Annotated in this window: 23 protein-coding genes and 1 tRNA gene; 15 read left to right on the top strand and 9 right to left on the bottom strand. The window is 69.0% G+C overall.

Annotated elements, in window-relative coordinates; all coding sequences use genetic code 11:
* Positions 1 to 131 precede the first annotated feature (131 nt).
* The 4 genes from crtY (at position 132) to ASE86_RS01900 (ending at position 4,438) form a co-directional block, all read left to right on the top strand.
* The gene (gene crtY, locus ASE86_RS01885; protein ID WP_056421810.1) at positions 132 to 1,295 is read left to right on the top strand and encodes a lycopene beta-cyclase CrtY; all 1,164 of its coding nucleotides are present in this window, start codon (positions 132 to 134) and stop codon (positions 1,293 to 1,295) included.
* A complete protein-coding gene (locus ASE86_RS01890; protein ID WP_056421811.1) occupies positions 1,292 to 2,764 on the top strand; it encodes a phytoene desaturase in 1,473 nt (490 codons plus the stop codon). Before crtY ends, ASE86_RS01890 begins: the two co-directional genes overlap by 4 nt.
* 53 nt (positions 2,765 to 2,817) lie before the next feature.
* Complete coding sequence (locus tag ASE86_RS01895) at positions 2,818 to 3,399, top strand: TIGR00730 family Rossman fold protein (RefSeq protein WP_056421812.1); 582 nt, start codon at positions 2,818 to 2,820, stop codon at positions 3,397 to 3,399.
* A 91-nt stretch (positions 3,400 to 3,490) separates the two neighbouring features.
* Positions 3,491 to 4,438, top strand: coding sequence for a phytoene/squalene synthase family protein (locus ASE86_RS01900; protein WP_056421813.1), 948 nt, complete (start codon positions 3,491 to 3,493; stop codon positions 4,436 to 4,438).
* 95 nt (positions 4,439 to 4,533) lie between these two features.
* Here ASE86_RS01900 and ASE86_RS01905 read toward each other — a convergent pair whose 3' ends face one another.
* Both ASE86_RS01905 and ASE86_RS01910 read right to left on the bottom strand, forming a co-directional pair.
* Entirely contained in the window at positions 4,534 to 4,926 is a 393-nt protein-coding gene (locus tag ASE86_RS01905) for a hypothetical protein (RefSeq protein ID WP_056421814.1), read from the bottom strand.
* Positions 4,927 to 4,975: 49 nt separating this feature from the next.
* On the bottom strand, positions 4,976 to 5,203 hold the full coding sequence (locus tag ASE86_RS01910; RefSeq protein ID WP_056421815.1) for a hypothetical protein: 228 nt from the start codon (positions 5,201 to 5,203) through the stop codon (positions 4,976 to 4,978).
* Between the two features lie 108 nt (positions 5,204 to 5,311).
* Here ASE86_RS01910 and ASE86_RS01915 point away from each other — a divergent pair, with 108 nt between their 5' ends.
* A complete protein-coding gene (locus tag ASE86_RS01915) occupies positions 5,312 to 7,123 on the top strand; it encodes an ABCB family ABC transporter ATP-binding protein/permease (RefSeq protein WP_056421816.1) in 1,812 nt (603 codons plus the stop codon).
* A gap of 78 nt (positions 7,124 to 7,201) precedes the next feature.
* On the opposite strand, the gene ASE86_RS01920 is transcribed toward ASE86_RS01915, so the two are convergent.
* Both ASE86_RS01920 and ASE86_RS01925 read right to left on the bottom strand, forming a co-directional pair.
* A complete protein-coding gene (locus ASE86_RS01920) occupies positions 7,202 to 8,098 on the bottom strand; it encodes a hypothetical protein (protein ID WP_156347000.1) in 897 nt (298 codons plus the stop codon).
* Positions 8,099 to 8,123: 25 nt separating this feature from the next.
* Positions 8,124 to 9,047 carry a hypothetical protein gene (locus tag ASE86_RS01925; RefSeq protein ID WP_056421818.1) on the bottom strand — a complete coding sequence of 308 codons (924 nt, stop codon included), beginning with the start codon at positions 9,045 to 9,047 and terminating at the stop codon, positions 8,124 to 8,126.
* Between the two features lie 109 nt (positions 9,048 to 9,156).
* Between ASE86_RS01925 and recQ the strand changes: the two genes are divergently transcribed.
* The 4 genes from recQ to ASE86_RS01945 all read left to right on the top strand — a co-directional run bounded on the left by recQ (position 9,157) and on the right by ASE86_RS01945 (position 12,826).
* A complete protein-coding gene (recQ, locus tag ASE86_RS01930; RefSeq protein ID WP_056421819.1) occupies positions 9,157 to 10,926 on the top strand; it encodes a DNA helicase RecQ in 1,770 nt (589 codons plus the stop codon).
* Complete coding sequence (locus ASE86_RS01935) at positions 10,923 to 11,354, top strand: TIGR01244 family sulfur transferase (RefSeq protein WP_056421820.1); 432 nt, start codon at positions 10,923 to 10,925, stop codon at positions 11,352 to 11,354. The genes recQ and ASE86_RS01935 overlap by 4 nt, the downstream gene beginning before the upstream one ends.
* A 4-nt stretch (positions 11,355 to 11,358) precedes the next feature.
* Entirely contained in the window at positions 11,359 to 11,766 is a 408-nt protein-coding gene (locus tag ASE86_RS01940; RefSeq protein WP_056421821.1) for a hypothetical protein, read from the top strand.
* Positions 11,767 to 11,926: 160 nt separating this feature from the next.
* Complete coding sequence (locus tag ASE86_RS01945; protein WP_082441818.1) at positions 11,927 to 12,826, top strand: sterol desaturase family protein; 900 nt, start codon at positions 11,927 to 11,929, stop codon at positions 12,824 to 12,826.
* 107 nt (positions 12,827 to 12,933) lie between these two features.
* On the opposite strand, the gene ASE86_RS01950 is transcribed toward ASE86_RS01945, so the two are convergent.
* Both ASE86_RS01950 and ASE86_RS01955 read right to left on the bottom strand, forming a co-directional pair.
* On the bottom strand, positions 12,934 to 13,236 hold the full coding sequence (locus ASE86_RS01950; RefSeq protein WP_056421823.1) for a polyhydroxyalkanoic acid system family protein: 303 nt from the start codon (positions 13,234 to 13,236) through the stop codon (positions 12,934 to 12,936).
* Between the two features lie 13 nt (positions 13,237 to 13,249).
* Positions 13,250 to 13,672, bottom strand: a complete 423-nt coding sequence (locus tag ASE86_RS01955) for a VOC family protein (protein WP_056421824.1) — start codon at positions 13,670 to 13,672, stop codon at positions 13,250 to 13,252.
* An 80-nt stretch (positions 13,673 to 13,752) separates the two neighbouring features.
* Here ASE86_RS01955 and lnt point away from each other — a divergent pair, with 80 nt between their 5' ends.
* The 4 genes from lnt (at position 13,753) to ASE86_RS01975 (ending at position 18,535) form a co-directional block, all read left to right on the top strand.
* Entirely contained in the window at positions 13,753 to 15,300 is a 1,548-nt protein-coding gene (gene lnt, locus ASE86_RS01960; RefSeq protein WP_056421825.1) for an apolipoprotein N-acyltransferase, read from the top strand.
* Between the two features lie 105 nt (positions 15,301 to 15,405).
* Positions 15,406 to 16,620 carry a methionine adenosyltransferase gene (metK, locus tag ASE86_RS01965; protein WP_056421826.1) on the top strand — a complete coding sequence of 405 codons (1,215 nt, stop codon included), beginning with the start codon at positions 15,406 to 15,408 and terminating at the stop codon, positions 16,618 to 16,620.
* A gap of 41 nt (positions 16,621 to 16,661) precedes the next feature.
* Complete coding sequence (locus ASE86_RS01970; RefSeq protein WP_056421827.1) at positions 16,662 to 17,489, top strand: hypothetical protein; 828 nt, start codon at positions 16,662 to 16,664, stop codon at positions 17,487 to 17,489.
* Positions 17,486 to 18,535, top strand: a complete 1,050-nt coding sequence (locus ASE86_RS01975) for a hypothetical protein (protein WP_056421828.1) — start codon at positions 17,486 to 17,488, stop codon at positions 18,533 to 18,535. The genes ASE86_RS01970 and ASE86_RS01975 overlap by 4 nt, the downstream gene beginning before the upstream one ends.
* On the opposite strand, the gene ASE86_RS01980 is transcribed toward ASE86_RS01975, so the two are convergent.
* Both ASE86_RS01980 and ASE86_RS01985 read right to left on the bottom strand, forming a co-directional pair.
* Positions 18,519 to 19,901 carry an RNB domain-containing ribonuclease gene (locus tag ASE86_RS01980; RefSeq protein ID WP_056421829.1) on the bottom strand — a complete coding sequence of 461 codons (1,383 nt, stop codon included), beginning with the start codon at positions 19,899 to 19,901 and terminating at the stop codon, positions 18,519 to 18,521. The genes ASE86_RS01975 and ASE86_RS01980 overlap by 17 nt on opposite strands.
* On the bottom strand, positions 19,898 to 20,479 hold the full coding sequence (locus ASE86_RS01985; protein WP_056421830.1) for a phosphatase PAP2 family protein: 582 nt from the start codon (positions 20,477 to 20,479) through the stop codon (positions 19,898 to 19,900). The genes ASE86_RS01980 and ASE86_RS01985 overlap by 4 nt, the downstream gene beginning before the upstream one ends.
* A gap of 67 nt (positions 20,480 to 20,546) precedes the next feature.
* On the opposite strand from ASE86_RS01985, the gene trmB reads away from it, so the two are divergent.
* Both trmB and ASE86_RS01995 read left to right on the top strand, forming a co-directional pair.
* Entirely contained in the window at positions 20,547 to 21,227 is a 681-nt protein-coding gene (trmB, locus tag ASE86_RS01990; RefSeq protein ID WP_056421831.1) for a tRNA (guanine(46)-N(7))-methyltransferase TrmB, read from the top strand.
* 11 nt (positions 21,228 to 21,238) lie between these two features.
* The gene (locus ASE86_RS01995) at positions 21,239 to 21,505 is read left to right on the top strand and encodes a hypothetical protein (RefSeq protein ID WP_056421832.1); all 267 of its coding nucleotides are present in this window, start codon (positions 21,239 to 21,241) and stop codon (positions 21,503 to 21,505) included.
* A gap of 33 nt (positions 21,506 to 21,538) precedes the next feature.
* Here ASE86_RS01995 and ASE86_RS02000 read toward each other — a convergent pair.
* Positions 21,539 to 21,615, bottom strand: a tRNA-Arg gene (locus tag ASE86_RS02000).
* Positions 21,616 to 21,740 lie beyond the last annotated feature (125 nt).

Consider the following 21,740-nt stretch of genomic DNA (forward strand, 5'->3'; position numbering starts at 1 on the left):
TGATCGACGTGAGACCCACGAACCTCAGCGACTATTGATTCCCGCCTTCGCGGGGATGACGCTCAGTTGGGCGCGGCGTGGTACCAATCCCCCGCTTCCCCGCCCCCGCCGCATCGTCTAGGCAAACCCACGTGTCAGACACCATCACATGCGACGTCGCGATCGTCGGCGGCGGGCTTTCGGGCGGGTTGATCGCGCTGGCATTGGCGCGCAGCCATCCGGAGGCGCGCGTCGTCATCGTCGAACGCGGCATGACGCTGGGCGGCAACCACATCTGGTCGTTCTTCGGCCCCGATGTCGCGACCGCCGCCCGCGACTTGGTGATCCCGCTGATCGCGCATGTCTGGCAGGGCTATGACGTCGCCTTCCCGGCGCGTCGCCGCACGCTGCCGGTCAATTATTATTCGACGACATCGGAAAAGCTCGACGCCGCGGTCCGCGCCGTGGTGCCGGCCGAGCATATCCTGACCGATCGCAAGGTGCTGGGGGTCAGCGCGACCGCGGTGGTGCTGGCCGACGGCACGCGGATCGAGGCGGGCGGCGTCATCGACTGTCGCGGGGTCGGCGACCTGTCGACGCTGGATGCGGGCTGGCAGAAGTTCATCGGCCGCGAATTCGTGCTGAAGCGCCCGCACGGCGCCGCGCGCCCGATGGTGATGGACGCGACCGTCGAGCAGATCGACGGTTACCGCTTCGTCTACACGCTGCCGTTCGCCGACGACCGGATGTTCATCGAGGACACCTATTACAGCGACACCCCCGACATCGACCGCGCCGCACTCGCCGCGCGGATCGACACCTATGCGCTGGCCAAGGGCTGGAAAGCGAAGTCGGTCGTGCGCGAGGAGGGCGGCGCGTTGCCCGTCATCATCGGCGGCGATTTCGAACGCTATTGGGCGAGCACCGGCAAGGACGTGGCGAAGGCGGGCGTGCGCGCCGGGCTGTGCCAGCCGACCACCGGCTATTCGCTGCCCGACGCGGTACGCCTCGCCAGCCGGATCGCCGCATCGCGCGACCTGACGGGTGGGCACCTTGCGACGCTGACCCATGACCATGCCCGCGCCGCCTGGAAGGGCCGCGGCTTTTACCGGATGCTGGATGCCATGCTGTTTCGTGCCGCCGAGCCGAGTGAACGCTACCGCGTGCTCGAACGCTTCTATGGGCTGAACCCCGCGCTCATCGCGCGTTTCTATTCCGCGCGGTCGACGTTCGCCGACAAGGCGCGCGTGCTGTCGGGCAAGCCGCCGGTGCCGGTCGGCCGCGCCGTCCGCGCCATCCTGGGAGGCCGTGCATGAGGACCGCGATCGTCATCGGCGCAGGCTTCGGCGGGCTGGCGCTGGCCATCCGCCTGCAGTCGGCGGGCGTTACGACCACCATCGTCGAGGCGCGCGACAAGCCCGGCGGGCGTGCCTACGTCTGGGAAAAGGACGGCTTCACCTTTGACGCCGGCCCGACCGTCATCACCGCGCCCGACACGTTGCAGGAACTGTGGGCGCTGTCGGGCCGCGACATGGCCGAGGATGTGACGCTGCTGCCGGTCAATCCGTTCTACCGCCTGAACTGGCCGGACGGGACGAATTTCGACTACACCAACGACGACACCGTGCTGAAGGCCGAGATCGCCAAGCTCGATCCCGGCGATATCGAAGGGTACGGCCGCTTCCTCGAATATTCGGCCGGCGTGTACCGCGAAGGTTATGAGAAGCTGGGGCACGTCGCCTTCCTCGACTTCAAGTCGATGCTGACGGCGGCGCCGGCGCTGGCGAAGTACCAGGCCTGGCGATCGGTGTATTCGATGGTCTCCAGCTTCGTGAAGAACGAGAAGCTGCGCGAGGCGCTGAGCTTCCACACGTTGCTGGTCGGCGGCAACCCGATGACGACCAGCGCCATCTACGCCCTGATCCACAAGCTGGAGCGCGACGGCGGCGTGTGGTTCGCGCAAGGCGGGACCAACCGGCTGGTCGCAGGGATGGTGCGCCATTTCGAGCGGCTGGGCGGCACCGTGCGGTTGAACGCGCCGGTCGACACGATCGACACGCTGGGCGACCGCGCGACGGGTGTCACGCTGAAGAGCGGCGAGACGCTGGCGGCGGACATGGTCGCGTCGAACGGCGACCTGATGCACACCTACCGTGAACTGCTGCGCACCTCGCGGTCGGCCAAGCGCACCGCCGCGCGGCTGGAGCGCAAGCGTTTCTCGCCGTCGCTGTTCGTCGTGCATTTCGGCATCAAGGGCACGTGGCCGGGCATCCCGCACCACATGATCCTGTTCGGTCCGCGCTATAAGGGCCTGCTGAGCGATATCTATGACACGGGGATGCTGAGCGAGGACTTCTCGCTGTACCTGCACCACCCGACGGTCACCGACCCGACGATGGCGCCGGAGGGGCATTCGACCTTCTATGCGCTGGCGCCCGTGCCGCACATGGGCAAGTTCGTCGGCGACTGGGACGCGCTGAAGCCGGTGATCGAAAAGCGCATCCTGGACGAAGTCGGCAAGCGGCTGATCCCCGACATCCACGAACGGATCGTGACCAAGTTCAGCTATGCACCCAGCGACTTCGGCCGCGACCTGTCGGCGCATCTGGGCAGCGCGTTCAGCCTAGAGCCGGTGCTGACGCAGAGCGCCTACTTCCGCGCGCACAACCGCGACGATGCGATCCCGAATCTGTATTTCGTCGGTGCGGGGACGCATCCGGGGGCGGGGATTCCGGGCGTGGTCGGGAGTGCCAAGGCGACGGCCAAGCTGATGCTGGAGGGATAAGGGGCGTTCCGCCCCCCTTCTTCTTTCGCGCAATTCGCGATACGAGCCCGGCCATGAAACGTCTCGCCATCTATTGCGGCTCGGCCACCCCGAGCGATCCCATCTATGTTGATAATGCCCGCCACGTCGGCCGAACGCTCGCCGAACGGGGCATCGGTGTCGTCTATGGCGGCGGGCGGCTGGGGCTGATGGGGGCGATCGCCGATGCGGCGCTCGAGGCGGGGGGCGAGGTGATCGGCGTCATTCCGCAGGCGCTGGTCGATGCCGAGGTGGCGCACCGCGGTTGCACCGAACTGCACGTCGTCGACACCATGCACCAGCGCAAGCAGGCGTTCACTGATCTCAGCGACGGCTTCGTCACGCTGCCCGGCGGCACAGGCACGATGGACGAATTGTGGGAAGCGATGAGCTGGGCGCAGATCGGCTATCACGCCAAGCCCGTCGGGCTGCTGAACGTCGCAGGCTTCTACGATGGCCTCATCAACTTCGTGAAGACGATGGGCGATGTCGGCTTCCTGCGCCCGCAGCACCAGGGACTGCTGATCGTCGACGATACGCTGGATGGGCTGCTGGCGAAGATGGCGGCGTTCACGCCGGCGACGACGGTCGGCCAGATCGGCGCGAAGGATTTATGACTCCCGCCGTTCGCCCTGAGCGTGTCGAAGCCCTGCCCGTTCTTCTGCGCAGAAGAAGGGTAGCCCTTCGACAAGCTCAGGGCGAACGGTAATGGAGATCGTGCAGGATCGCGCCGCCCTCGTCGCTGCCGCCGGCGCGACGATCGCGCGCGGCTCCAAAAGCTTCGCCGCCGCCAGCAAGCTGTTCGACCGTGAGACGCGCGAGCGGGCCTGGCTGCTCTATGCCTGGTGCCGCGCGTGCGACGATATCGCCGATGCGCAGGACCTCGGCCACGACCAACAGAAGGTAACCGATCCGCAGGCCCGCATCGCGCGCATTCGCGACAATACCGCGATGGCGCTCGCCGGCAAGCCGACCGGCGATGCGGCGTTCGACGGGCTGGCGGTCGTCGTTGCGGAGACGGCCATGCCGCGGCGGTTCATCGACGATCATATCGCGGGCTTCGCGCTCGACGCCGACGAATGGCGGCCGCGGTCGGAAAACGACCTGCTGCGATATTGCTACCATGTCGCGGGCGTCGTTGGCTGCATGATGGCGGTGGTGATGGGCGTGCCGCCGCAGGACGACGCGACGCTCGACCGCGCGTGCGACCTGGGGCTTGCTTTCCAGCTCGCCAATATCGCGCGCGATATCGAGGAGGACGACCGCTCGGGCCGCTGCTACCTGCCCGAGGAATGGCTGGTCGAGATGGACTTTCCGCCCGGGCAGCACATGAAGCCGCCGTTCCGCAAGCGGCTGACCGTCCTGTCGCGGCGGCTGGCGGACATGGCGGAGGGCTATGAAGCGAGCGCGCGGCTGGGCACGCCGGCGCTCAGCTATCGATCGGCCTGGGCGGTGCTGGCGGCGGCCGACATCTACGGCGGCATCGCGCGCAAGGTCGCGGCGGCCGGCGATCATGCATGGGACCACCGCGTGACGACGACGAAGGCCGAGAAACTGGCGGCGATCGCGCGGGCGGGCGCGCAGGCGGCGGGCCGGGTGAAGCTCTATCCGCCGGCGGCGCGCGATGCGGAATTGTGGACGCGTCCGCGGGGATAGGCGACCGTCATTCCCGAGAAGGCGGGAATCCATCTCCCGCGTTTACCTCCTGGCACGTCCGGGAGATGGGTCCCCGCTGTCGCGGGGACGAGGGATTAGGTGCGGCGCCGTTCCAGCGTGTGCGCGATCAGCCCGCCGAGTGCAGGCGCCAGCACCGTCGCGATCTGCATCCAGAGCGGCGCGGGGATTCGCGTCGCATTGTACACCCCGCCGATAGCGATCAGCGCAGCGACGATCCATGCCGCTGCCGGCCAGCGACCGATCCGTGCGGCGGTCCAACCGCCCAGCCCCGCGCCCAGCAACCACGCGACGGCCACCGCGACAAGCGCGCCGGTCGGGGCAGCGGTGATGTAGCTGGCGATGCCGGCGGGACTACGCATGTCGAGGCCGGCGGGGGGCGGGTACAGACGGTGGCCGATCATCTCGGCGATCGCGACCGTCATCATCGCGACGACCGCCCCCGTCAGAACACCGATCAGCTTGCGCATCGCCCTCTCCCTCATCCGGGCGCGATACTAGACCGTTTCGATAGCGAAATCAGCCTCGGCGACGGGGCGTGCTGTCGGCAGTCATTACGCCGCTGCGCTGGCACGCGGCCTGGACGACCGGGAAGGACACGTCGGTGCTGCGCTGAAGCGCGCCCGCCATCGCCGCTTGACACGCCGCGACGGATTCGTAGCGAACGGTTTCCGTCCGCACCTGCTGACAGGCTGTGCCGTCGTCGCCGCAACCCAGGATCGCCATGACATAATAGAGCGACTGCATCAGCTATCCCCTTCTCCAGGCTCAACAAAAGCGCGGCGAATCGGTTCCAGGCTAGGCGTGCCCGATGCGCGCTTGGCGATCGTCCCCCCCGCGCCTATCTGAGCCCCCATGCCCCCCATGTCCTCGACACCGGGCGCCGACCGTCCGCTGGTCGCGACGCTGCGCCGGTTCCTGCCCTATCTCTGGCCCCATGACGCGCCTGCGCTGAAGGTGCGGATCGTGGCGGCGATGACGCTGGTCGTCGCGTCCAAGCTGGTGCAGGTCTATGGCGCGCCCTTTGCGTTGCAGGGCGCGGTCGACCGGATGGCGAGCGGGGATCGCAGCCTCGCGACGCTCGTGGTGCTGTTGGTCATCGGCTATGCCACGGCGCGGCTGGCGACGGTCGTCTTCGACAATCTGCGCAACACCGTATTCGAACGCGTCGGGCAGGATGCGACGCAGCGGCTGGCCGCCACGGTGTTTCGGCACCTCCACGACCTGTCACTGAGCTTCCACCTGGAGCGCCGGACCGGCGCCGTAACCAAGGTCGTCGAGCGGGGGACGAAGAGCATCGACACGATGCTGTACTTCCTCCTCTTCAACATCGCCCCGACGGTGCTGGAACTGGGCCTGGTGCTCGGCATTTTCTGGACGCGGTTCGGCGGGCTGCTGGTCGCGGGCACCGTGGTGATGGTGGTCCTCTATATCATCTTCACCCGCTGGATCACCGACTGGCGCGCGGCGCTGCGGGTGCGGATGAACGACCTGGACACCGGCGCGGTCGCGCATGCGGTCGATTCGCTGCTGAATTTCGAGACGGTCAAATATTTCAACGCCGAGGAGCGCGAGGCGAAGCGCTATGCGGACGCGGTCGCGAGCTATGCCGATGCCGCGGTGAAGTCGGAAAATTCGCTCGCCTGGCTCAACATCGGCCAGTCGGTCATCACGAACATGATGATGGCCGGCGGCATGGCGCTGGTCGCGGTCGGCTGGGCGAGCGGGCGGTTCAGCCCCGGCGATGTCGTGCTGGTGTCGACGCTGCTGGCGCAGCTGTTCCGCCCGCTCGACCTGCTGGGCATGGTCTATCGCACCGTGCGGCAGGGCGTGATCGACATGGGCGCGATGTTCGACCTGATCGATACCGAAGCGAGCGTGAAGGACGTGGCGGGCGCGCCGCCGCTCAGCATCGCGCGGGGCGCGGTGCGGTTCGAGGATGTCCGCTTCGGCTATGGTGACGGGCGCGAGATTCTGCAGGGTCTCGATCTCGATATTCCCGCCGGCGCGACGGTCGCGGTGGTAGGCCCGTCGGGCGCGGGCAAATCGACGCTGGCGCGGCTGCTCTATCGCTTCTGGGACGTGACCGCCGGGCGGATCACGATCGACGGGCAGGATATCGCGCAGGTGAAGCAAACGAGCCTGCGCGCCGCGATCGGCATCGTGCCGCAGGACACCGTGTTGTTCAACGACACGATCGGCTACAACATCGCCTATGGCCGCGAAGGCGCAGGGCCGGACGATATCGAGCGCGCGGCGCGCGGGGCGGCGATCATGCCGTTCATCGACCGCCTGCCCGACCGGTTCGACACGCGCGTCGGCGAACGCGGGCTGAAGCTGAGCGGCGGCGAGAAACAGCGCGTCGCGATCGCGCGCACATTGGTGAAGGACCCGCCGATCCTGATCCTGGACGAAGCGACCAGCGCGCTCGACAGCCGGACGGAAGCCGAAATTCTCGCCACGCTGGAGGCGATCGAACAGGGCCGCACCACCATCGTCATCGCGCACCGCCTGTCGACGATCGTCCACGCCGACCGCATCGTCGTGCTGGACGGCGGGCGGGTCGCCGAACAGGGCACGCACGGCGACCTGCTGACGGCAGGCGGTCTGTACGCCGAGATGTGGGCGCGCCAAGCACAGCAGCGGTTAGCGGAACAGCAGAGCTGATCCGCGCCTCGAACCGCTGCTCGGCCGGCGTCGCATACGCGACGACCGACGGCGCCGCTTTGCCGCGCCGTGAGCGTGTTACAGGCAGGTCAGGCGGATCAGCTTTGCCGGCTTGTCGAACGCGACGCTCGAACAGCCGCTGAGTGCGCTGCGACCGAGTATCACGCGGTCGCGCTTGTGGTCGCGTTTGCCCTTGGCGGTCACTACGACTTCGTCCGGGTCGGGCGTCGTGCCGGATGCCGCGATGCCGTCGGCGTTGCCGAAGTCCGTGGTGCGCGCCAGCAGCGTGGTCAGCGCGATCGGGCCGATCGTGAACGGCCGGGCGAGGCGCAGCGTGCGGACCGGGCGCTTCACGCCGAACACGATCTCGGCCTCCGCCCGGTCGTCGTCCAGCGTGCCGCCGAACGCCTTGGCCAGCGTCAGCGCGGCGCCCGCCGTCGCGATCGTCGCGTCCTGCTGCAAGCTGAAGCGGACTTGGAGCGGCTGGCCGTCGATGGTCAGCACGCCGTTGCTGGCGCCCCAGTTGCCGAACAGCCCGCCGTCGTCGGCCATCGGGATGTCGATCGTCCGCTCGTCCGGCCGGGCGGCGCGCAGCTGGAAGCGCACGACCGGGTCGGGCAGGCCGCCGGGGCCGACCACGCCGTCATAGCCCGGCGCATAGGGGTTGGCGGTCCAGCCGATCCGCCGCTTGGCCGGCGCATCGCCCAGGCCGATCCGCCCGACCGCGCTGCGCCCGGCGACCATCACCGGGCCGACGCGGTAGCCGATGCCGAACGGCCCGGCCTTCAACCCTGCCCGCGCCGCAGCCTCTTCCGTCAGGATCGGCATCGCCGGTGCGCCGGGGTCGACCAGCAGGCGGACCGCCGCCTCGTTCGCCTTGGTCACGAGTGTGGTATCGGTAACGACGCGGTCGGCGGGGGCGGCAAGCGCGACGGCTAGTGGCAGGGCGAGCACGGGAAGCAGGGTCGGGGTCATCGGCATCCTCTGATGGGGAACGGGATCAGGCGCAGGTCAGGCGGATTTCCTGCGCGCGGAAATCGACGACGATCGCCGAGCAGCGCCTGAGCGCGTCCGTGCCGATCATCAGCCGCTCGAACGTATCCTCATGCTCGGCGCGGGCGGTCACGTTGACCTCGTTCGGATCGGCGGGCGCCTCGACATCGCCGACCCGCTTGATCTGCCGGGCCGATCCCCAGTCGGTGACGCGCACCTGCATCTCGCTGATGCTCACCGGGCCGATCGGCATCGGCTTGGCGAGCACCATGCGGCGCAGCAGCCGTTCGCGACCCGACGCCGCTTCGGTCCGCACCGCCTCGCCGGCATAGCGCCCGCCGTACGCCCCCGAGATACGCAGCGCGGTGCGTGCAGTGACGAGGGTGTTCGGCTGGGCCAGGGTAAAGCCGACGCTGACGTCGCGGTCGCCGATCCGCACCGCGGTGGCGGCGGCGCCGTTCCAGTCGGGCGAGGATTCACCACCGGGATTGAGCGGCATCGCGACCGTCCGCTCAGCCCGCACCGACGACCGCAGGACGAAGCGTGCGGCATCGACGCCGATCATGCCGGGCGCGATCACGCAGTCCGCGCCCTCGACATAGCGGCTGCTAAGCCAGTTCGCGCGGACCTGCTGCGTGCGTCCGGCCAGGCGCAGCGTCACCGCGCCGAACGACCCATAGGCCTCGGCCGGGTCGGTCAGCAGGACGGCGCGGCCCTGCGCGATGATCTGTGCCTTTACCGCGAAGTCGGGGTTGCAGATCATGCGCGGCAACCCCGACGGATCGACGCGGATGCGCCCGTCGACGCCGTTCACCTGCATGGTCATCGTGCCGTCGCCGCGAATGGTCAGCGTGTTGCGATCGTCGGCCGCACCGGTCAGCGTCGCCATGATCGCGGCCAACGGCGCGATCCTCGATCCGATTGTCGTCATGGTCTGGTCCCTTACGATCCGTATCGGCAGTGGCCTATACGCTGGCGCACGATGATGGCGCGATTGCGGCCGGTTGCCGCGTCAGCCGGCGCGCCCTAAGTGCCCGCCAGTGACTGCCGCGCTCGACACCCTGCATCGTATCTTTGGTTTCAACGATTTCCGCGGGGTGCAGGGGCGCGTCGTGGATCGCGTGCTGGCGGGCCGGTCGACACTCGCCGTCATGCCGACCGGCGCGGGCAAGTCGCTGACGTACCAGCTGCCGGCCACAATGCTGGAGGGCACGTGCGTCGTCGTGTCGCCGCTGATCGCGCTGATGCACGACCAGTTGCGCGCAGCCGAGGCGGTCGGCATCCGCGCCGCCACGCTGACATCCGTCGACCAGAACCGGGCGGAGACGCGCGGGCGGTTCCTGGATGGCGAGCTCGACCTGCTGTACATCGCGCCCGAGCGCGCCTCCACGAGCGATTTCCGCGATCTGCTGGAGCGTGGGCGGGTCGCGCTGTTCGCGATCGACGAAGCCCACTGCGTTTCGGAATGGGGACATGATTTCCGCCCCGACTACCGCCTGCTGCGGCCGCTGCTCGATCGCTATCCGGATGTGCCGCGTCTCGCGCTGACCGCGACCGCCGACGCGCATACGCGGGCCGACATCCTCGACCAGCTCGGCATTCCGCAGGACGGGCTGATCGTCGCCGGGTTCGACCGGCCGAATATCCGCTATGCGATTTCCCCGCGCGACAACACCACGCGGCAGATCGCCGACCTGATCGCCGAGACGCCGGGCCCCGGCATCGTCTATGCCCAGACGCGGGCCGGGACCGAGAAGCTGGCCGAGGCGCTGGCCAAGACCGGACGACCGACGCGGGCCTATCACGCCGGGCTCGATCCCGAAGTCCGCGCGCGCAACCAGGCCGATTTCGTCGCGTCCGAGGACATGGTGATCTGCGCGACGGTCGCGTTCGGGATGGGGATCGACAAGCCCGACGTGCGGTTCGTCGCCCACGCCGGCCTGCCGAAATCGATCGAGGCCTATTATCAGGAAACCGGCCGCGCGGGCCGCGACGGCGACCCGTCGGTCGCGCATCTGTTCTGGGGCGCGGAGGATTTCGCCAAGGCGCGCCAACGCGTCGGCGAAGTCGAGCCCGCGCGGCAGGCGGGCGAACGCCAGCGGCTGACGGCGCTCGCCGGCCTCGTCGAGACGACCGGGTGCCGCCGCGCGGTGCTGCTGCGCCACTTCGGCGAACAGCCGGCCGAGGCTTGCGGCAATTGCGACAATTGCCTGAACCCGCCGGTCGGCACGCCGGCGACCGAGATCGCGCGCAAGTTCCTGTCGGCGGTGTTTCGCACCGGACAGATGTTCGGCGTCGGCTATGTCGAGGATATCCTTCTCGGCAAGTCGAGCGAGCGGAGCCTGATGAACGGGCACGAGAAGCTGAGCGTGTTCGGTATCGTCGAGGGCGAGGAGGCGGCGCTGATCCGCCCGGTCGCGCGCGCGCTCCAGGCGCGTGACGCGTTGCGCGCCAACCCGCACGGTGGGCTCGAATTCGGTCCCGCGGCGAAAGCGATCCTGAAGGGCGAGGTCGATGTGACGTTGGTCCTGCCGCCCAAGCGCGAGCGGCGGCGCAACGAACGTGGAGGGGCCGCCGAGGCCAATCCGGTCGGCGATCCGTTGTTCGAGGCGCTTCGCGAACGCCGCCGCGCGCTGGCCAAGGAAGGCGGGGTGCCGCCCTATGTCATCTTCCACGATTCGGTGCTGCGCGAGATGGCGAGCGTCCGGCCGGGGACGCTGGATGCGCTGTCGCGAATCTCCGGCGTTGGCGCGCGCAAGCTCGATGCGTATGGAGAGGCGTTCCTGTCGACGATACGAGAGTATGAATGATCCGCCAGATTGACGACCACGTCAGCGTTGCCCCCCAGATCACCCCGGCCGAAGTCGATGCGATCGCCGCGGCGGGTTTTACCGAAATCGTCAACAACCGCCCCGATGACGAGGAGGGCGGCCAGCCCTCGGGTGCAGCGATCGCCGCCGCCGCGCGCGAGGCCGGCATTGCGTACCGCGCGATACCGGTCGGCCACGCCGGCATGTCGAGCAACCAGGTCGAGGCGATGGCGCAGGCGCTGACGGCTGCTGCCGGCCCGGTGCTGGCGTTCTGCCGATCGGGCACGCGATCGACGCATCTGTGGGCGCTGGCGCGCGCGAGGATGGGCGACGAGCCGGCGATGCTGGTCGCAAAGGCGGCGGACGCGGGCTACGATATCTCAGGCCTGCGCGCGATGCTCGACACGCTCGCGGCCGAGGCACGCTGAGCCGATGACGCTGACCCAGCTCGGCGGATCGCTGGTCGCCGTGCTGGTGCTGGCGTGGATCGCGCGCTGGCTGCGGCTGGGCGAGAGCAGGATCACCGACCCGACGACCGCGGCGGAGTTCGCGGAAAGTTCGCTGGCCGGCTTTCGCGCCGGGCGCGCGGTGGTCGGTACCGATGGCGCCGCGGCGCTGGTCGCGGGCGATACGGGCATTGCCGTCGTGAAGCGCCACGGCGCGAAGGTCGCGGTGCGCCGACTGATCCCGCCGCTGCATCTGCGCGTGTCCGTGGAAGGCGTGACGGTCGAGACGGGCGAGCGGCTGTTCGGTGCGGTGACGCTGTTCGGCGTGACCGAGATCGAAGTCCGCGCGCTGGAGGCGGAGGCCGGGCGGACGACGGTGGTGACGCTGCACTGAGCAAAATCCTCCCCTGCAAGGGGAGGTGGCGCGCGTCAGCGCGACGGAGAGGTAAAACCCTCTCCGGATAACTGGACACCCCTCCGTCAGGCCTGCGGCCTGCCACCTCCCCTTGCAGGGGAGGATTTTCGTCGGCGGACCCGCGTGTTAACACATGGCCGTGCCCGACCTGCCCAATCCCGTAACCCTGGCAATCCCCGGCTTCGTCCTGCTGGTGCTGGCGGAAATGGTCGTCGCGCGGTTCCGGGATCGCAGCCGTTACTGCCCCGACGACACGCGCACCTCGATGCTGCTGGGGCTGGGCAGTACGGTCGCGGGCGTGCTCTCCGCCGGCCTCGTCTTCGCGCTCGCGACCTGGGTCTGGCAATTCCGGCTGTTCGACATCGGCTATGCGTGGTGGGCGTTCGTGGTCGCCTTCGTCCTCGATGACCTGGCCTATTACTGGTTCCACCGCACCGCGCACCGCGTGCGCTGGTTCTGGGCGAGCCATGTCGTCCACCATTCCAGCCAGCACTACAACCTGTCGACCGCGCTCAGGCAGACGTGGACGGGGTTCTTCAGCCTGGCGTTCTTGTTCCGCGTGCCGCTGTTCCTGATCGGCTTTCCGCCGGCCATGGTCTTCTTCGTCGCCGGGCTGAACCTGGTCTATCAGTTCTGGATCCATACCGAGGCGATTGGGCGGCTGCCGGCTCTCGTGGAGGCGGTGATGAACACGCCCAGCCACCACCGCGTCCACCATGCGACCAACCCGCGCTATCTCGACCGCAATTATGCGGGCGTGTTCATCGTGTGGGACAGGCTGTTCGGCACCTATGCACCGGAGGTCGATGCGGAGCGGCCGCGCTACGGCATCGTGCGCGATCTCGGCAGCTTCAACCTGCTGTGGGCGGCGTTCCACGAATGGGTCGGGATCGCGAAGGATATGTGGGCGGCGCCGTGGGGCTCGAAGCTCGGGTATCTGCTGCGCGAGCCGGGGTGGAGCCATGACGGCAGTCGCGAGACGTCGGACGATATTCGCGCGCGTTGGGAAGAAGCCCAGACACCACCCCGTTCGCCCTGAGCTTGTCGAAGGGCCGCCTTTCCTTCGCTCCGCAAACGGAACGCTCCAGAAAAGAAGTGCAGGGCTTCGACAGGCTCAGCCCGAACGGGGAGGGGTTTGGGCCGTAGTCACTTCAGCAGCTTCGGTCCCTCGCGCCCCAGCACGTCGCGGATCTTGTTGGCGAACATCCCCAGGAACGGGGGCAGCTCGACCTTCAGGTGGACCTTGTCCTCCAGCACGTCGATCGTCGTCGCGGCGCGCTGGCCCATGGCGGCGACGGTGAACATCAGCCGGTCGCCGTCCCAGCTATGTTCGGTCACCTTGCCGCCGGGGATGAAGCTCTCAAGCTTGGCGATCCCGCCGGCGATGCGCGCGCGGGCGGCCTCGCGGCCGATGCTGTGGGCGATGTCGAGTTCGACGGGCTCGCTCATGGGGGCGTCCTTATTAAGCGGTGGCGAAAAGCTGGGAGTCGTCGGCGAACGCCTTGAACTCCAGTGCGTTCCCGCTGGAATCGCGGAAGAACATCGTGGCCTGTTCGCCGGGCTGGCCCTGGAAGCGGATGTGCGGTTCGATGCCGAACACCGTGCCCGCCGCGCGCAGGCGGTCGGCGAGCGCCTGCCAGTCGGCCATCGTCAGCACGATCCCGAAATGCGGTACCGGGACATGGTGGCCGTCGACTTCGTTGGCGACCGCGACGGGCCGGGCCGCGGGATCGAGGTGGGCGACGATCTGGTGGCCGTAGAAGTCGAAATCGATCCACTGCTCCGACGACCGCCCTTCGGTGCAGCCCATCGTCTTGCCGTAGAATTCCCGCGCAGCGGTCAGGTCGTGGACGGGGAAGGCAAGGTGGAAGGGGCGTAGGGTCATGGCGACACGTCTAGCAGGTCGCGAAACGGGTCGGGAAGGGGCCTTTCCCCCGCCCGCGCGGATCGGTTAGGGCGGGCAGGATGCGTTTCCTTATCCCCGTCCTGCTCGGCGCCGTCGCCGCCACCGGCTTCGCGCCGCTCCAGCTGGTACCGCTGACGATCGTCGCGGTCGCGCTGTGGTTGCGGATGGTCCACGATGCGCCGACGCTGAAGCGTGCGATGCTGACGGGGTGGCTGTTCGGGGTCGGCCATTTCACGGTCAACAACAACTGGATTCAGCACGCATTCGATTATCAGGACAAGATGCCGCCGGTGCTGGGCTATGGCGCGGCGGTCGGCCTCGCGCTGTATCTCGCGGTCTATCCGATGCTGACCGCCGGGCTGGTGTGGCGGCTGGCGAGCCCGCGCAGCCGGGGTGATGCGCAGACGGCGCCGGGCCTGTCCTTTGCGCTGGTCGCCGGTGCGGGGTGGATTGCGGGGGAGTGGCTGCGATCGACGCTCTTCACCGGCTATGCATGGGACCCGCTGGCGGTCGCGTGGGTGCCGGTGCAGCCGATCGCGTGGGTCACGACGCTGGTCGGGACCTATGCGCTGTCGGGGCTGACCGTCACTGCGGCGTCGCTGCTGCTGATGGTGCCGCGCCGGCCGCTCGCGCTCGCGCTCGCCGCCCTTGCCGTGCTGCTCCCGGTGCCGCTTGCCGCGCTCAGCTACCGTGCACGCCCCGCGCCGCAACCGCCGACCGCACCGCGACTGCGCGTCGTCCAGCCGAACATCGACCAGCAGGCGCATATCGACCGCGACGACTGGCGCGCCACGTCGGCCCGGCTGGCGGCCTTGTCGGGGACGCCCGGCCGCGCGCCGCGGCTGGTGCTGTGGCCCGAAGGGATCGTCCAGCCGTACCTCGAGGACGGCTACCCGTACGAATGGTATCTAAAGTTCGGCTCGCCCATCGCTGCACGGGCGCAGATCGCGCGGCTGCTGGGGCCGAACGACCGCGCGCTGGTCGGCGGCACCGCGTTGATGTTCGATGCAGCGGGCGAGATCACGCAAGCCGGCAATTCGGTGTTCGTCGTTACCCCGGACGCGCGCCTCGACGGCCGCTACGACAAGGCGCATCTCGTCCCCGGCGGGGAATATCTGCCGATGCGCGCGCTGACCGAGCCGCTCGGCCTGTCGCGGCTGGTCGCGGGGGATATCGATTTTGCGGATGGCCCCGGCCCGCGATCGATCGACATCGCGCCGTTCGGGGCGATCGGGTTCCAGGTCTGCTACGAGATCATCTTTTCCGGCCAGGTCGTCGATCCGGCCAGGCGCCCGCGGCTGATCTTCAATCCGTCGAACGACGCCTGGTTCGGCAGCTGGGGGCCGGTGCAGCATCTGGCGCAGGCGCGGCTGCGCGCGATCGAGGAGGGGGTGCCGGTGGTGCGATCGACGCCCAACGGCGTCTCCGCGGTGATCGGCGCGGACGGTGCGCTGATCGCGCAGGTGCCGCACTTCACCGCGGGCGCGATCGACGTGGCCATCCCGCCCGCGCACGCGCCGACGCCGTTCTCGCGCATCGGCAACTGGGCCGCGCTGGTCGTCGCGCTGCTGCTGCTGGCCGCCGCGCGCATTCTGCGGCGGCGTTGACGCTTGGCCGGCAGCGGTCTAGGGCGCATATAAGGAAAGCTTTATATCCCTGGGCATGGCAACGGCCCTAGGGCTTTCCCTCGTTATTCGAATTCGAGGATTCCCATGCGTTCCAGCTATCTCTTCACGTCCGAATCGGTTTCGGAAGGCCATCCCGACAAGGTCGCCGACCAGATCTCCGACGCCATCGTCGACCTGTTCCTGTCCAAGGACCCCGAAGCCCGCATCGCCTGCGAGACGATGACCACGACCCAGCTGGTCGTTCTGGCCGGTGAGATCCGCGGCAAGGGCATCATGGACGAGGCCGGCAACTGGGCCGAAGGCGTGCGCGAGGAGGTCGAGCAGACCGTGCGCGAGACCGTGAAGCGCATCGGCTACGAGCAGGATGGCTTTCACTGGCAGACGCTGCGGTTCGAAAACAACCTGCACCCGCAGTCGGCGCATATCGCGCAGGGCGTCGATTCGTCGGGCAACAAGGACGAAGGTGCCGGTGACCAGGGCATCATGTTCGGCTATGCCGCCGACGACACGCCCGAGCTGATGCCGGCGACGCTGCAGTACAGCCACCGGATCCTGGAGCGCATGGCCGCCGACCGCCATTCCAAGAAGGCGCCGTTCCTGGAGCCGGATACGAAGAGCCAGGTCACGCTGCGCTATGAAGGCAGCCGCCCCGTCGCCTGCACCGCGATCGTCGTGTCGACCCAGCACGCGCCGGGTTACGACCAGGGCGAGAAGGAAGCCGAGCTCCACGCCTATGTGAAATTGGTCGTCGCCGACGTCATCCCGGCCGAGCTGCTGTCGGACGAGACCGTCTATCACATCAACCCGACCGGCAGCTTCGAGATCGGCGGGCCGGACGGCGACGCAGGCCTGACGGGTCGCAAGATCATCGTCGACACCTACGGCGGTGCCGCGCCGCACGGCGGCGGCGCGTTCTCGGGCAAGGACCCGACGAAGGTCGACCGGTCGGCGGCGTACATCACGCGCTATCTCGCCAAGAACATCGTCGCCGCAGGTCTTGCGCAGCGCTGCACGATCCAGCTCGCCTATGCGATCGGCGTGTCGAAGCCGCTGTCGCTCTATGTCGACACGCACGGCACCGGCACGGTCGCCGACGATGCGATCGAGGCCGCGATCGGCCGGATCGAGAAGCTGGGCGGCCTGACCCCGCGCGGCATCCGCACGCACCTTAGCCTCAACAAGCCGATCTATTCGAAGACCGCGGCCTATGGCCACTTCGGCCGCAAGGCGGAAGGCGACCTGTTCCCGTGGGAGCGGACCGACCTGGTCGATGACCTGAAGGCGGCGCTGGCGGCGTAAATCGCTCGACAGTATCGGAATTCTGCGGGAGGTTCGTCGTCATGACGAGCCTCCCGTTCCGTATCGGCGCTGCGGCGCTGGCCTGTGCCGCCGCTGCGGCCGCCCCTGCGCAGGTCGCCGACTCCTCGGACCGCTTGCAGCAGGTGTCGACACGCGGCGCACTGCTCTTTGCCTATGATAGCGCCGCCTGGCTCGGCACCGACGACATGCTGAAGCGTGTGCCGGATGCGAAGACCAGGATCGCGGGGTGGATCGTCGATGGTCCGGCGGATCGTGCGCGGATTATCTTCTACGATCGTGAGCCCACGCCGCGCGCGGTCTATGTCGCGCAGATGTCGGGTGGGAAGCTGGTCGATCCGATGCTGCCGACCGGGGATGCGGCACTGTTGTCCACCGACCAACTTGCGATGATAGCTGCGCGCACGGCCGCCAGGGCAGCGCTGGCCTCGGCGCGGATCACATCGTGCACGACCCGCTTCAACACCGTCGTCCTGCCGCCCGACGAACCCGGCGGACCGACCCGCGTCTATTTCCTGTCGGCGCGGACTGCGGCGGACAAGGTCGTGATCGGCGGTCATTACCGGGTGGATGTTGATACGGCCGGCCGGGCGAGCGTGCCGTTCGCGTTCAGCAAGGGGTGCCTGACGCAGGATCGCCCGCCGAAGGACGCCAAGTCGCCGGTGCTCTTCGCCACGACGCTGACCGACACGATTCCCAATGAAACGCATGTCTTCACCGCCACGTCCTACGGGCTGCCGCTGATCGTCGGCGTACCGGGGCCGGACACGGCGATGACGATGTACGCCGCGCTGCCGGGGCGCCCCGTGCGCCGGATCGAGATACCCGCCGCCAAAGGGACTGCCAGATGATCCGCCTGACCTCTCTCACCTGCCTGGCCCTGCTGGCCGCGGTCCCCGCCACCGCGCAGCAGGGCCCCCGCATCCTGCCGGTGTCCGCCGACGCGGCATGGGTTCATGCCAACAGCGGACTGACGTTGCCGGTCACGCTGATCGGCCTGCCGCGGACGCAGGTGCGCGAGTTCGAGGGGCCGGAGCTGGACGTCGTCGGCACCTATACCGACGGCCCCGGCGAACTGACGGTCTATGTCTATCGCACGCTGTCGGGTGCGGTGCCGGTGTGGTTCGACCGCGCGGTCTGGGCGATCGAATCGCGCGACGGCTGGGGCACGCTGACGCCGATCGCCGCGCCGGTCGCGGTCGCGCCGCCGGGGCGCGGCACGGCGAGCGGGCTGGCGCAGGGGTGGACGATCGCCGGCGGTCCGTATCGCGGCACCGCGGTCGCGCTGCTGCCGATGGGGGAATGGCTGGTGAAGCTGCGCTATTCGAGCAAGGCCGACGACGGGCCGACCGCGCTGGCGAAAGTCCGCACAGCGCTTGCCGGACTGACATGGCCGGCGGCGGCCGTGGATGCCGCCGCCGCGGTGCCGGTCGCCGCGTGTCCCGATGCCCTGCGGTTCAAAGGACAGGCCAAGGCACTGGCGCCGGATCTGACATCGTCGATGATGGGCGCACTGCTGGCGAACGCATCGACGATCAAGCGCGGAACGTCGGCCCCGGCACGGATATGGTGTCGGGACGCGGCGACGGTGCCGATGGGAGCGGTCTATCGCCCGGATGCGCAGGGTGACGGGTATCTGCTCGCACTGTCCGACGCGGGGCGGGGCATCTGGGTCGGGCCAGCGGCGACGGGCCTGGTCGCCAAGGACAAGAAGATCGCATGGGGCGTCGATTTCATCACGCCGGGGCGGACCATCGTCTTTCCGGAACAGGATCGATTGCCGGCGCCCGAACAGGTGCTGACCATCGCGTCCGGGCGGCCGAACAGCGTCGTGACGACGTGGGGCAAGGAGCGGACCGTCACCATCTCGCCCGACGCCCTCAAATCGAAAAAGTAATCCGCCGCGCCGTCGTGTCGACGCCGGTCAGGCGGACGGTCAGCGTTTCGCCCGGCGCCACGCCGGTCGCATCGACGCGCGCAAGGATCGGCAGGTCGCATAGCCGGACGCGCACGCCGCGATCGTCGACGTCCGTTGCGACGGCGGTGAAGGCGTCGCCCTCGCGGCCCTGAAGCATCACCGCTTCGGCCAGATCGACGACCGCGCGGTCGATGCGGCCGGCGCGCGCGTCGGCGGTGGCCATGACCTTTGGCAGGCGGGCAAAGGCTTGCGTGGTCGCCTCGGGCACCGGGCGGCCGTTGGCGACGGCCAGGGCGGCGGTCAGCACGTAGCGGTCGGCCAGCCGCCGGAGCGGTGCGGTGGCATGGGCATAGCGCGCGGCGACCGCAGCGTGCCACGGGACGACATCCGTGCTGTACGCCGCGTAACGGGCCCCACCGCCTGCACGGCGGATCGCCAGCATCATCGTCGCCTCCGCGCGATCGGTCGCGCGCAGGGTTCGTTCGAAATCGGCGAGCGACATGGCGTCCGGCCACGCCAGCGCGAGCGCGGCGGCTTCGCGACGCAGCCGCGCGACAGCGCGGTCGTCGGGCGGCTCCATCACGCGGAACAGGCCGGTGCCGTGCGCGTGGAGCAGGTCGGCGACGGCCATGTTGGTCGCAAGCGACAGCGCCGCATTGTCGCGTTCGCTGTCCAGGAGCGGGCGGAAGGCTAGGGTCAGGCGACCGTCGGGCCCACGCGTCACTTCCTGGTCGGGCGGGTCGACCCGCGTCGCGCCGCGGGCGGCTTCGGCGGCGCGGATGCGACGGGCGATCTCGGCGAAGCCCGGCGGCAGGTCGGCAGGCACGACCGCGTCATAGGCGAGCTTGGCCCGGCTGCGGATCAGTGCGCGCTCGACGCGCTCGATCCCACCGCTGCCGTCCGGCGCGATCCGCGTGGTCAGCACGATCGCCGGGCGCGGACCGTCGGGCAACAGGCTGGCCGCCCCTTCCGCCAGCACCCTCGGATAGAGCGCGGCCTTGCCATCGGGCAGGTACAGCGTCTCGCCGCGGTTCCACGCTGCATGGTCTACCGCGTCGCCATCGGCCACGAACCAGCCGATGTCGGCGATGGCATAATGGAGCAGCAGGTCGCCGCCCGCCGTTTCGATCGCGAAGGCCTGGTCCAGATCGGTCGCGGTCGCCGGGTCGAGCGTGACGAAGGGCGTGTCGGTCAGGTCGCGATGGGCATCGGGCGTGCGACGCGCGGCGGCTTCGGCGGCGGCGAGGACCTCGCGCGGGAAGCCGGCGGGCACGGTGAACTCGGCGCGGATCGCGGCAAGGCCCTCGGCCAGCGCGGCGTCGCGGTCGAGGAGGGCGCGGGTCATGCGTCGTCCCGCATCGCTGTGCGGACCACCGCGTCGACCAGCCATTCGCTGGCCAGGCCGATCACCGCGCCCGCCACCACGTCGCTGACGTAATGTTTGGCGATCGGCACCTGGATCGCGCCCGCACCGGCCGCGACCAGCGACAGGACGGGCGTGCCATCGGGCCAGACCCGTGCCGCCGCCCGCGCGACCGCAACGGCCCCGGCGGTGTGGCCGGAGGGGAAGCTGCTGTAGTGGTGCGACCGGTCGTCGCCGGGTTCCAGCTTGTAGTCGTGGCCCTTCTTCACGGAATGCGGGCGGGTACGGTCGATGCTGCGCTTCACGACCTCCTTGGCGGCGGTTGCGAGCAGGTGGCTGGCGAGCATCCGCGCGCCGGCCCCGGCCACCGATCGGTGGCGCAGGATCAGGCCGATCGCCAGCGTGGCGGCCGATAGCGCGATCAACGGCGGCTGGTCGGCGAGTTCGCCCACGTTCGCCGCCATGCGCATCGGCGGCGTGTCGTGCTTGGACGCTGCCTTATGCGTGATCTCGCGATCGGCCTTTTCCAGTCGCCTGGCCGCCTTTTTCACCTTGGTCATGGCTATCCAACCGCTTGGGCAGGCGTGTGGTTGCGGATCGGCGATCCGCCGCCTATCGGCACCCGTCATGGTCGATCCCGCCACTCACCGCCAGCTCTATGGCCGCCGCGCCGGGCACAAGCTGCGCACCGGCCAGGCCGCGCTCGTCGAGGAGCTGCTGCCGCGCGTCGAAGTGCCCGAGAGCGGGCCGCTCGATGCCACCCGGCTGTTCGGTAACGACCGACCGCTGGAATTCGAGATCGGCTTTGGTGCGGGCGAGCATCTGGCGGGTCAGGCGAAGATGCGTCCCGACCACGGCTTCATCGGGTGCGAGCCGTTCCTGAACGGCGTCGTCGGCGCGCTGAACCATATCCGCGACGCCGGGCTCGACAACGTCCGGCTGCACATGGGCAATGCGATCGAGGTGCTGGACCGGCTGCCCGACGCCAGCCTGGACCGGCTGTACCTGCTGCATCCCGATCCCTGGCCCAAGCCGCGCCACGCCAAGCGGCGGATGGTCAACGACGGCCCGCTCGACATGATCGCGGCGAAGCTGAAACCGGGCGGCGGGTTTCGGCTGGGCACCGACGACCCGACCTATTGCCGGCACGCGATGATGGTGATGAACGGGCGGCGCGACTTCGTCTGGCAGGCCGGGAGTGCGGCCGATTTCCTGACCCGCCCGGCCGACTGGCCCGAGACGCGCTACGAACGCAAGGCGCGGCGGCAGGGGCACGAGGTCTGGTATTTCCGCTACGTCCGGGTCTGAGCGGCCGCGGCGTGGCGAAGCGCAGGCGCCTGCTGACGGCGACGATGGCCGATGGCTATGTCAAGACGATCGGCCCGACATCGGCGCCGTTCACGCATTACTGGCGAATCGTCGCGCATCTGGGCGGCGGCAGGACCGACGTCTTCTGGGGTCACGCCAAGTCGCTGCGCGAGGCGACCGCCAAGCGCCTGCCGCTGGCCGAGGCGGCGCGGACACGCGGGTGGGAGCGTTACGACTTCGAGGTCGTCGAACTGGTCGAAGGCGGCCCCGGCGCCTGACTGCAGCGGCTGGAGTTGTCGCGAGGGAGGGCATGGCGCACCCGACAGGATTCGAACCTGTGGCCTCTGCCTTCGGAGGGCAGCGCTCTATCCAGCTGAGCTACGGGTGCCGGTGCGTGGGGAGGGTGCCTAGCAGCGGCGGACGCCGCGCGCCAGCCCCAAGTCGCGATCGGGCACAGGGTTTCGCCCCGCCGGCATATCGGACCGGCGCACGCCCTCTTGAAATTTTATTACA

This window comes from Sphingomonas sp. Leaf33 (genome assembly GCF_001421785.1).
In the GTDB taxonomy this organism is placed as follows: domain Bacteria; phylum Pseudomonadota; class Alphaproteobacteria; order Sphingomonadales; family Sphingomonadaceae; genus Sphingomonas.

Bases quoted from the DNA above. Each gene is read 5' to 3' on its own strand.
- ASE86_RS01985 (WP_056421830.1), bottom strand. From the start codon at position 20,479: ATGACCAAGGTGAAAAAGGCGGCCAGGCGACTGGAAAAGGCCGATCGC.
- ASE86_RS01920 (WP_156347000.1), bottom strand. From the start codon at position 8,098: ATGACCCCGACCCTGCTTCCCGTGCTCGCCCTGCCACTAGCCGTCGCG.
- metK (WP_056421826.1), top strand. From the start codon at position 15,406: ATGCGTTCCAGCTATCTCTTCACGTCCGAATCGGTTTCGGAAGGCCAT.
- ASE86_RS01970 (WP_056421827.1), top strand. From the start codon at position 16,662: ATGACGAGCCTCCCGTTCCGTATCGGCGCTGCGGCGCTGGCCTGTGCC.
- ASE86_RS01895 (WP_056421812.1), top strand. From the start codon at position 2,818: ATGAAACGTCTCGCCATCTATTGCGGCTCGGCCACCCCGAGCGATCCC.
- ASE86_RS01975 (WP_056421828.1), top strand. From the start codon at position 17,486: ATGATCCGCCTGACCTCTCTCACCTGCCTGGCCCTGCTGGCCGCGGTC.
- ASE86_RS01925 (WP_056421818.1), bottom strand. From the start codon at position 9,047: ATGACGACAATCGGATCGAGGATCGCGCCGTTGGCCGCGATCATGGCG.
- ASE86_RS01935 (WP_056421820.1), top strand. From the start codon at position 10,923: ATGATCCGCCAGATTGACGACCACGTCAGCGTTGCCCCCCAGATCACC.
- ASE86_RS01950 (WP_056421823.1), bottom strand. From the start codon at position 13,236: ATGAGCGAGCCCGTCGAACTCGACATCGCCCACAGCATCGGCCGCGAG.
- ASE86_RS01955 (WP_056421824.1), bottom strand. From the start codon at position 13,672: ATGACCCTACGCCCCTTCCACCTTGCCTTCCCCGTCCACGACCTGACC.
- lnt (WP_056421825.1), top strand. From the start codon at position 13,753: ATGCGTTTCCTTATCCCCGTCCTGCTCGGCGCCGTCGCCGCCACCGGC.
- trmB (WP_056421831.1), top strand. From the start codon at position 20,547: ATGGTCGATCCCGCCACTCACCGCCAGCTCTATGGCCGCCGCGCCGGG.
- ASE86_RS01915 (WP_056421816.1), top strand. From the start codon at position 5,312: ATGCCCCCCATGTCCTCGACACCGGGCGCCGACCGTCCGCTGGTCGCG.
- ASE86_RS01980 (WP_056421829.1), bottom strand. From the start codon at position 19,901: ATGACCCGCGCCCTCCTCGACCGCGACGCCGCGCTGGCCGAGGGCCTT.
- ASE86_RS01940 (WP_056421821.1), top strand. From the start codon at position 11,359: ATGACGCTGACCCAGCTCGGCGGATCGCTGGTCGCCGTGCTGGTGCTG.
- ASE86_RS01900 (WP_056421813.1), top strand. From the start codon at position 3,491: ATGGAGATCGTGCAGGATCGCGCCGCCCTCGTCGCTGCCGCCGGCGCG.
- ASE86_RS01905 (WP_056421814.1), bottom strand. From the start codon at position 4,926: ATGCGCAAGCTGATCGGTGTTCTGACGGGGGCGGTCGTCGCGATGATG.
- ASE86_RS01910 (WP_056421815.1), bottom strand. From the start codon at position 5,203: ATGCAGTCGCTCTATTATGTCATGGCGATCCTGGGTTGCGGCGACGAC.
- ASE86_RS01890 (WP_056421811.1), top strand. From the start codon at position 1,292: ATGAGGACCGCGATCGTCATCGGCGCAGGCTTCGGCGGGCTGGCGCTG.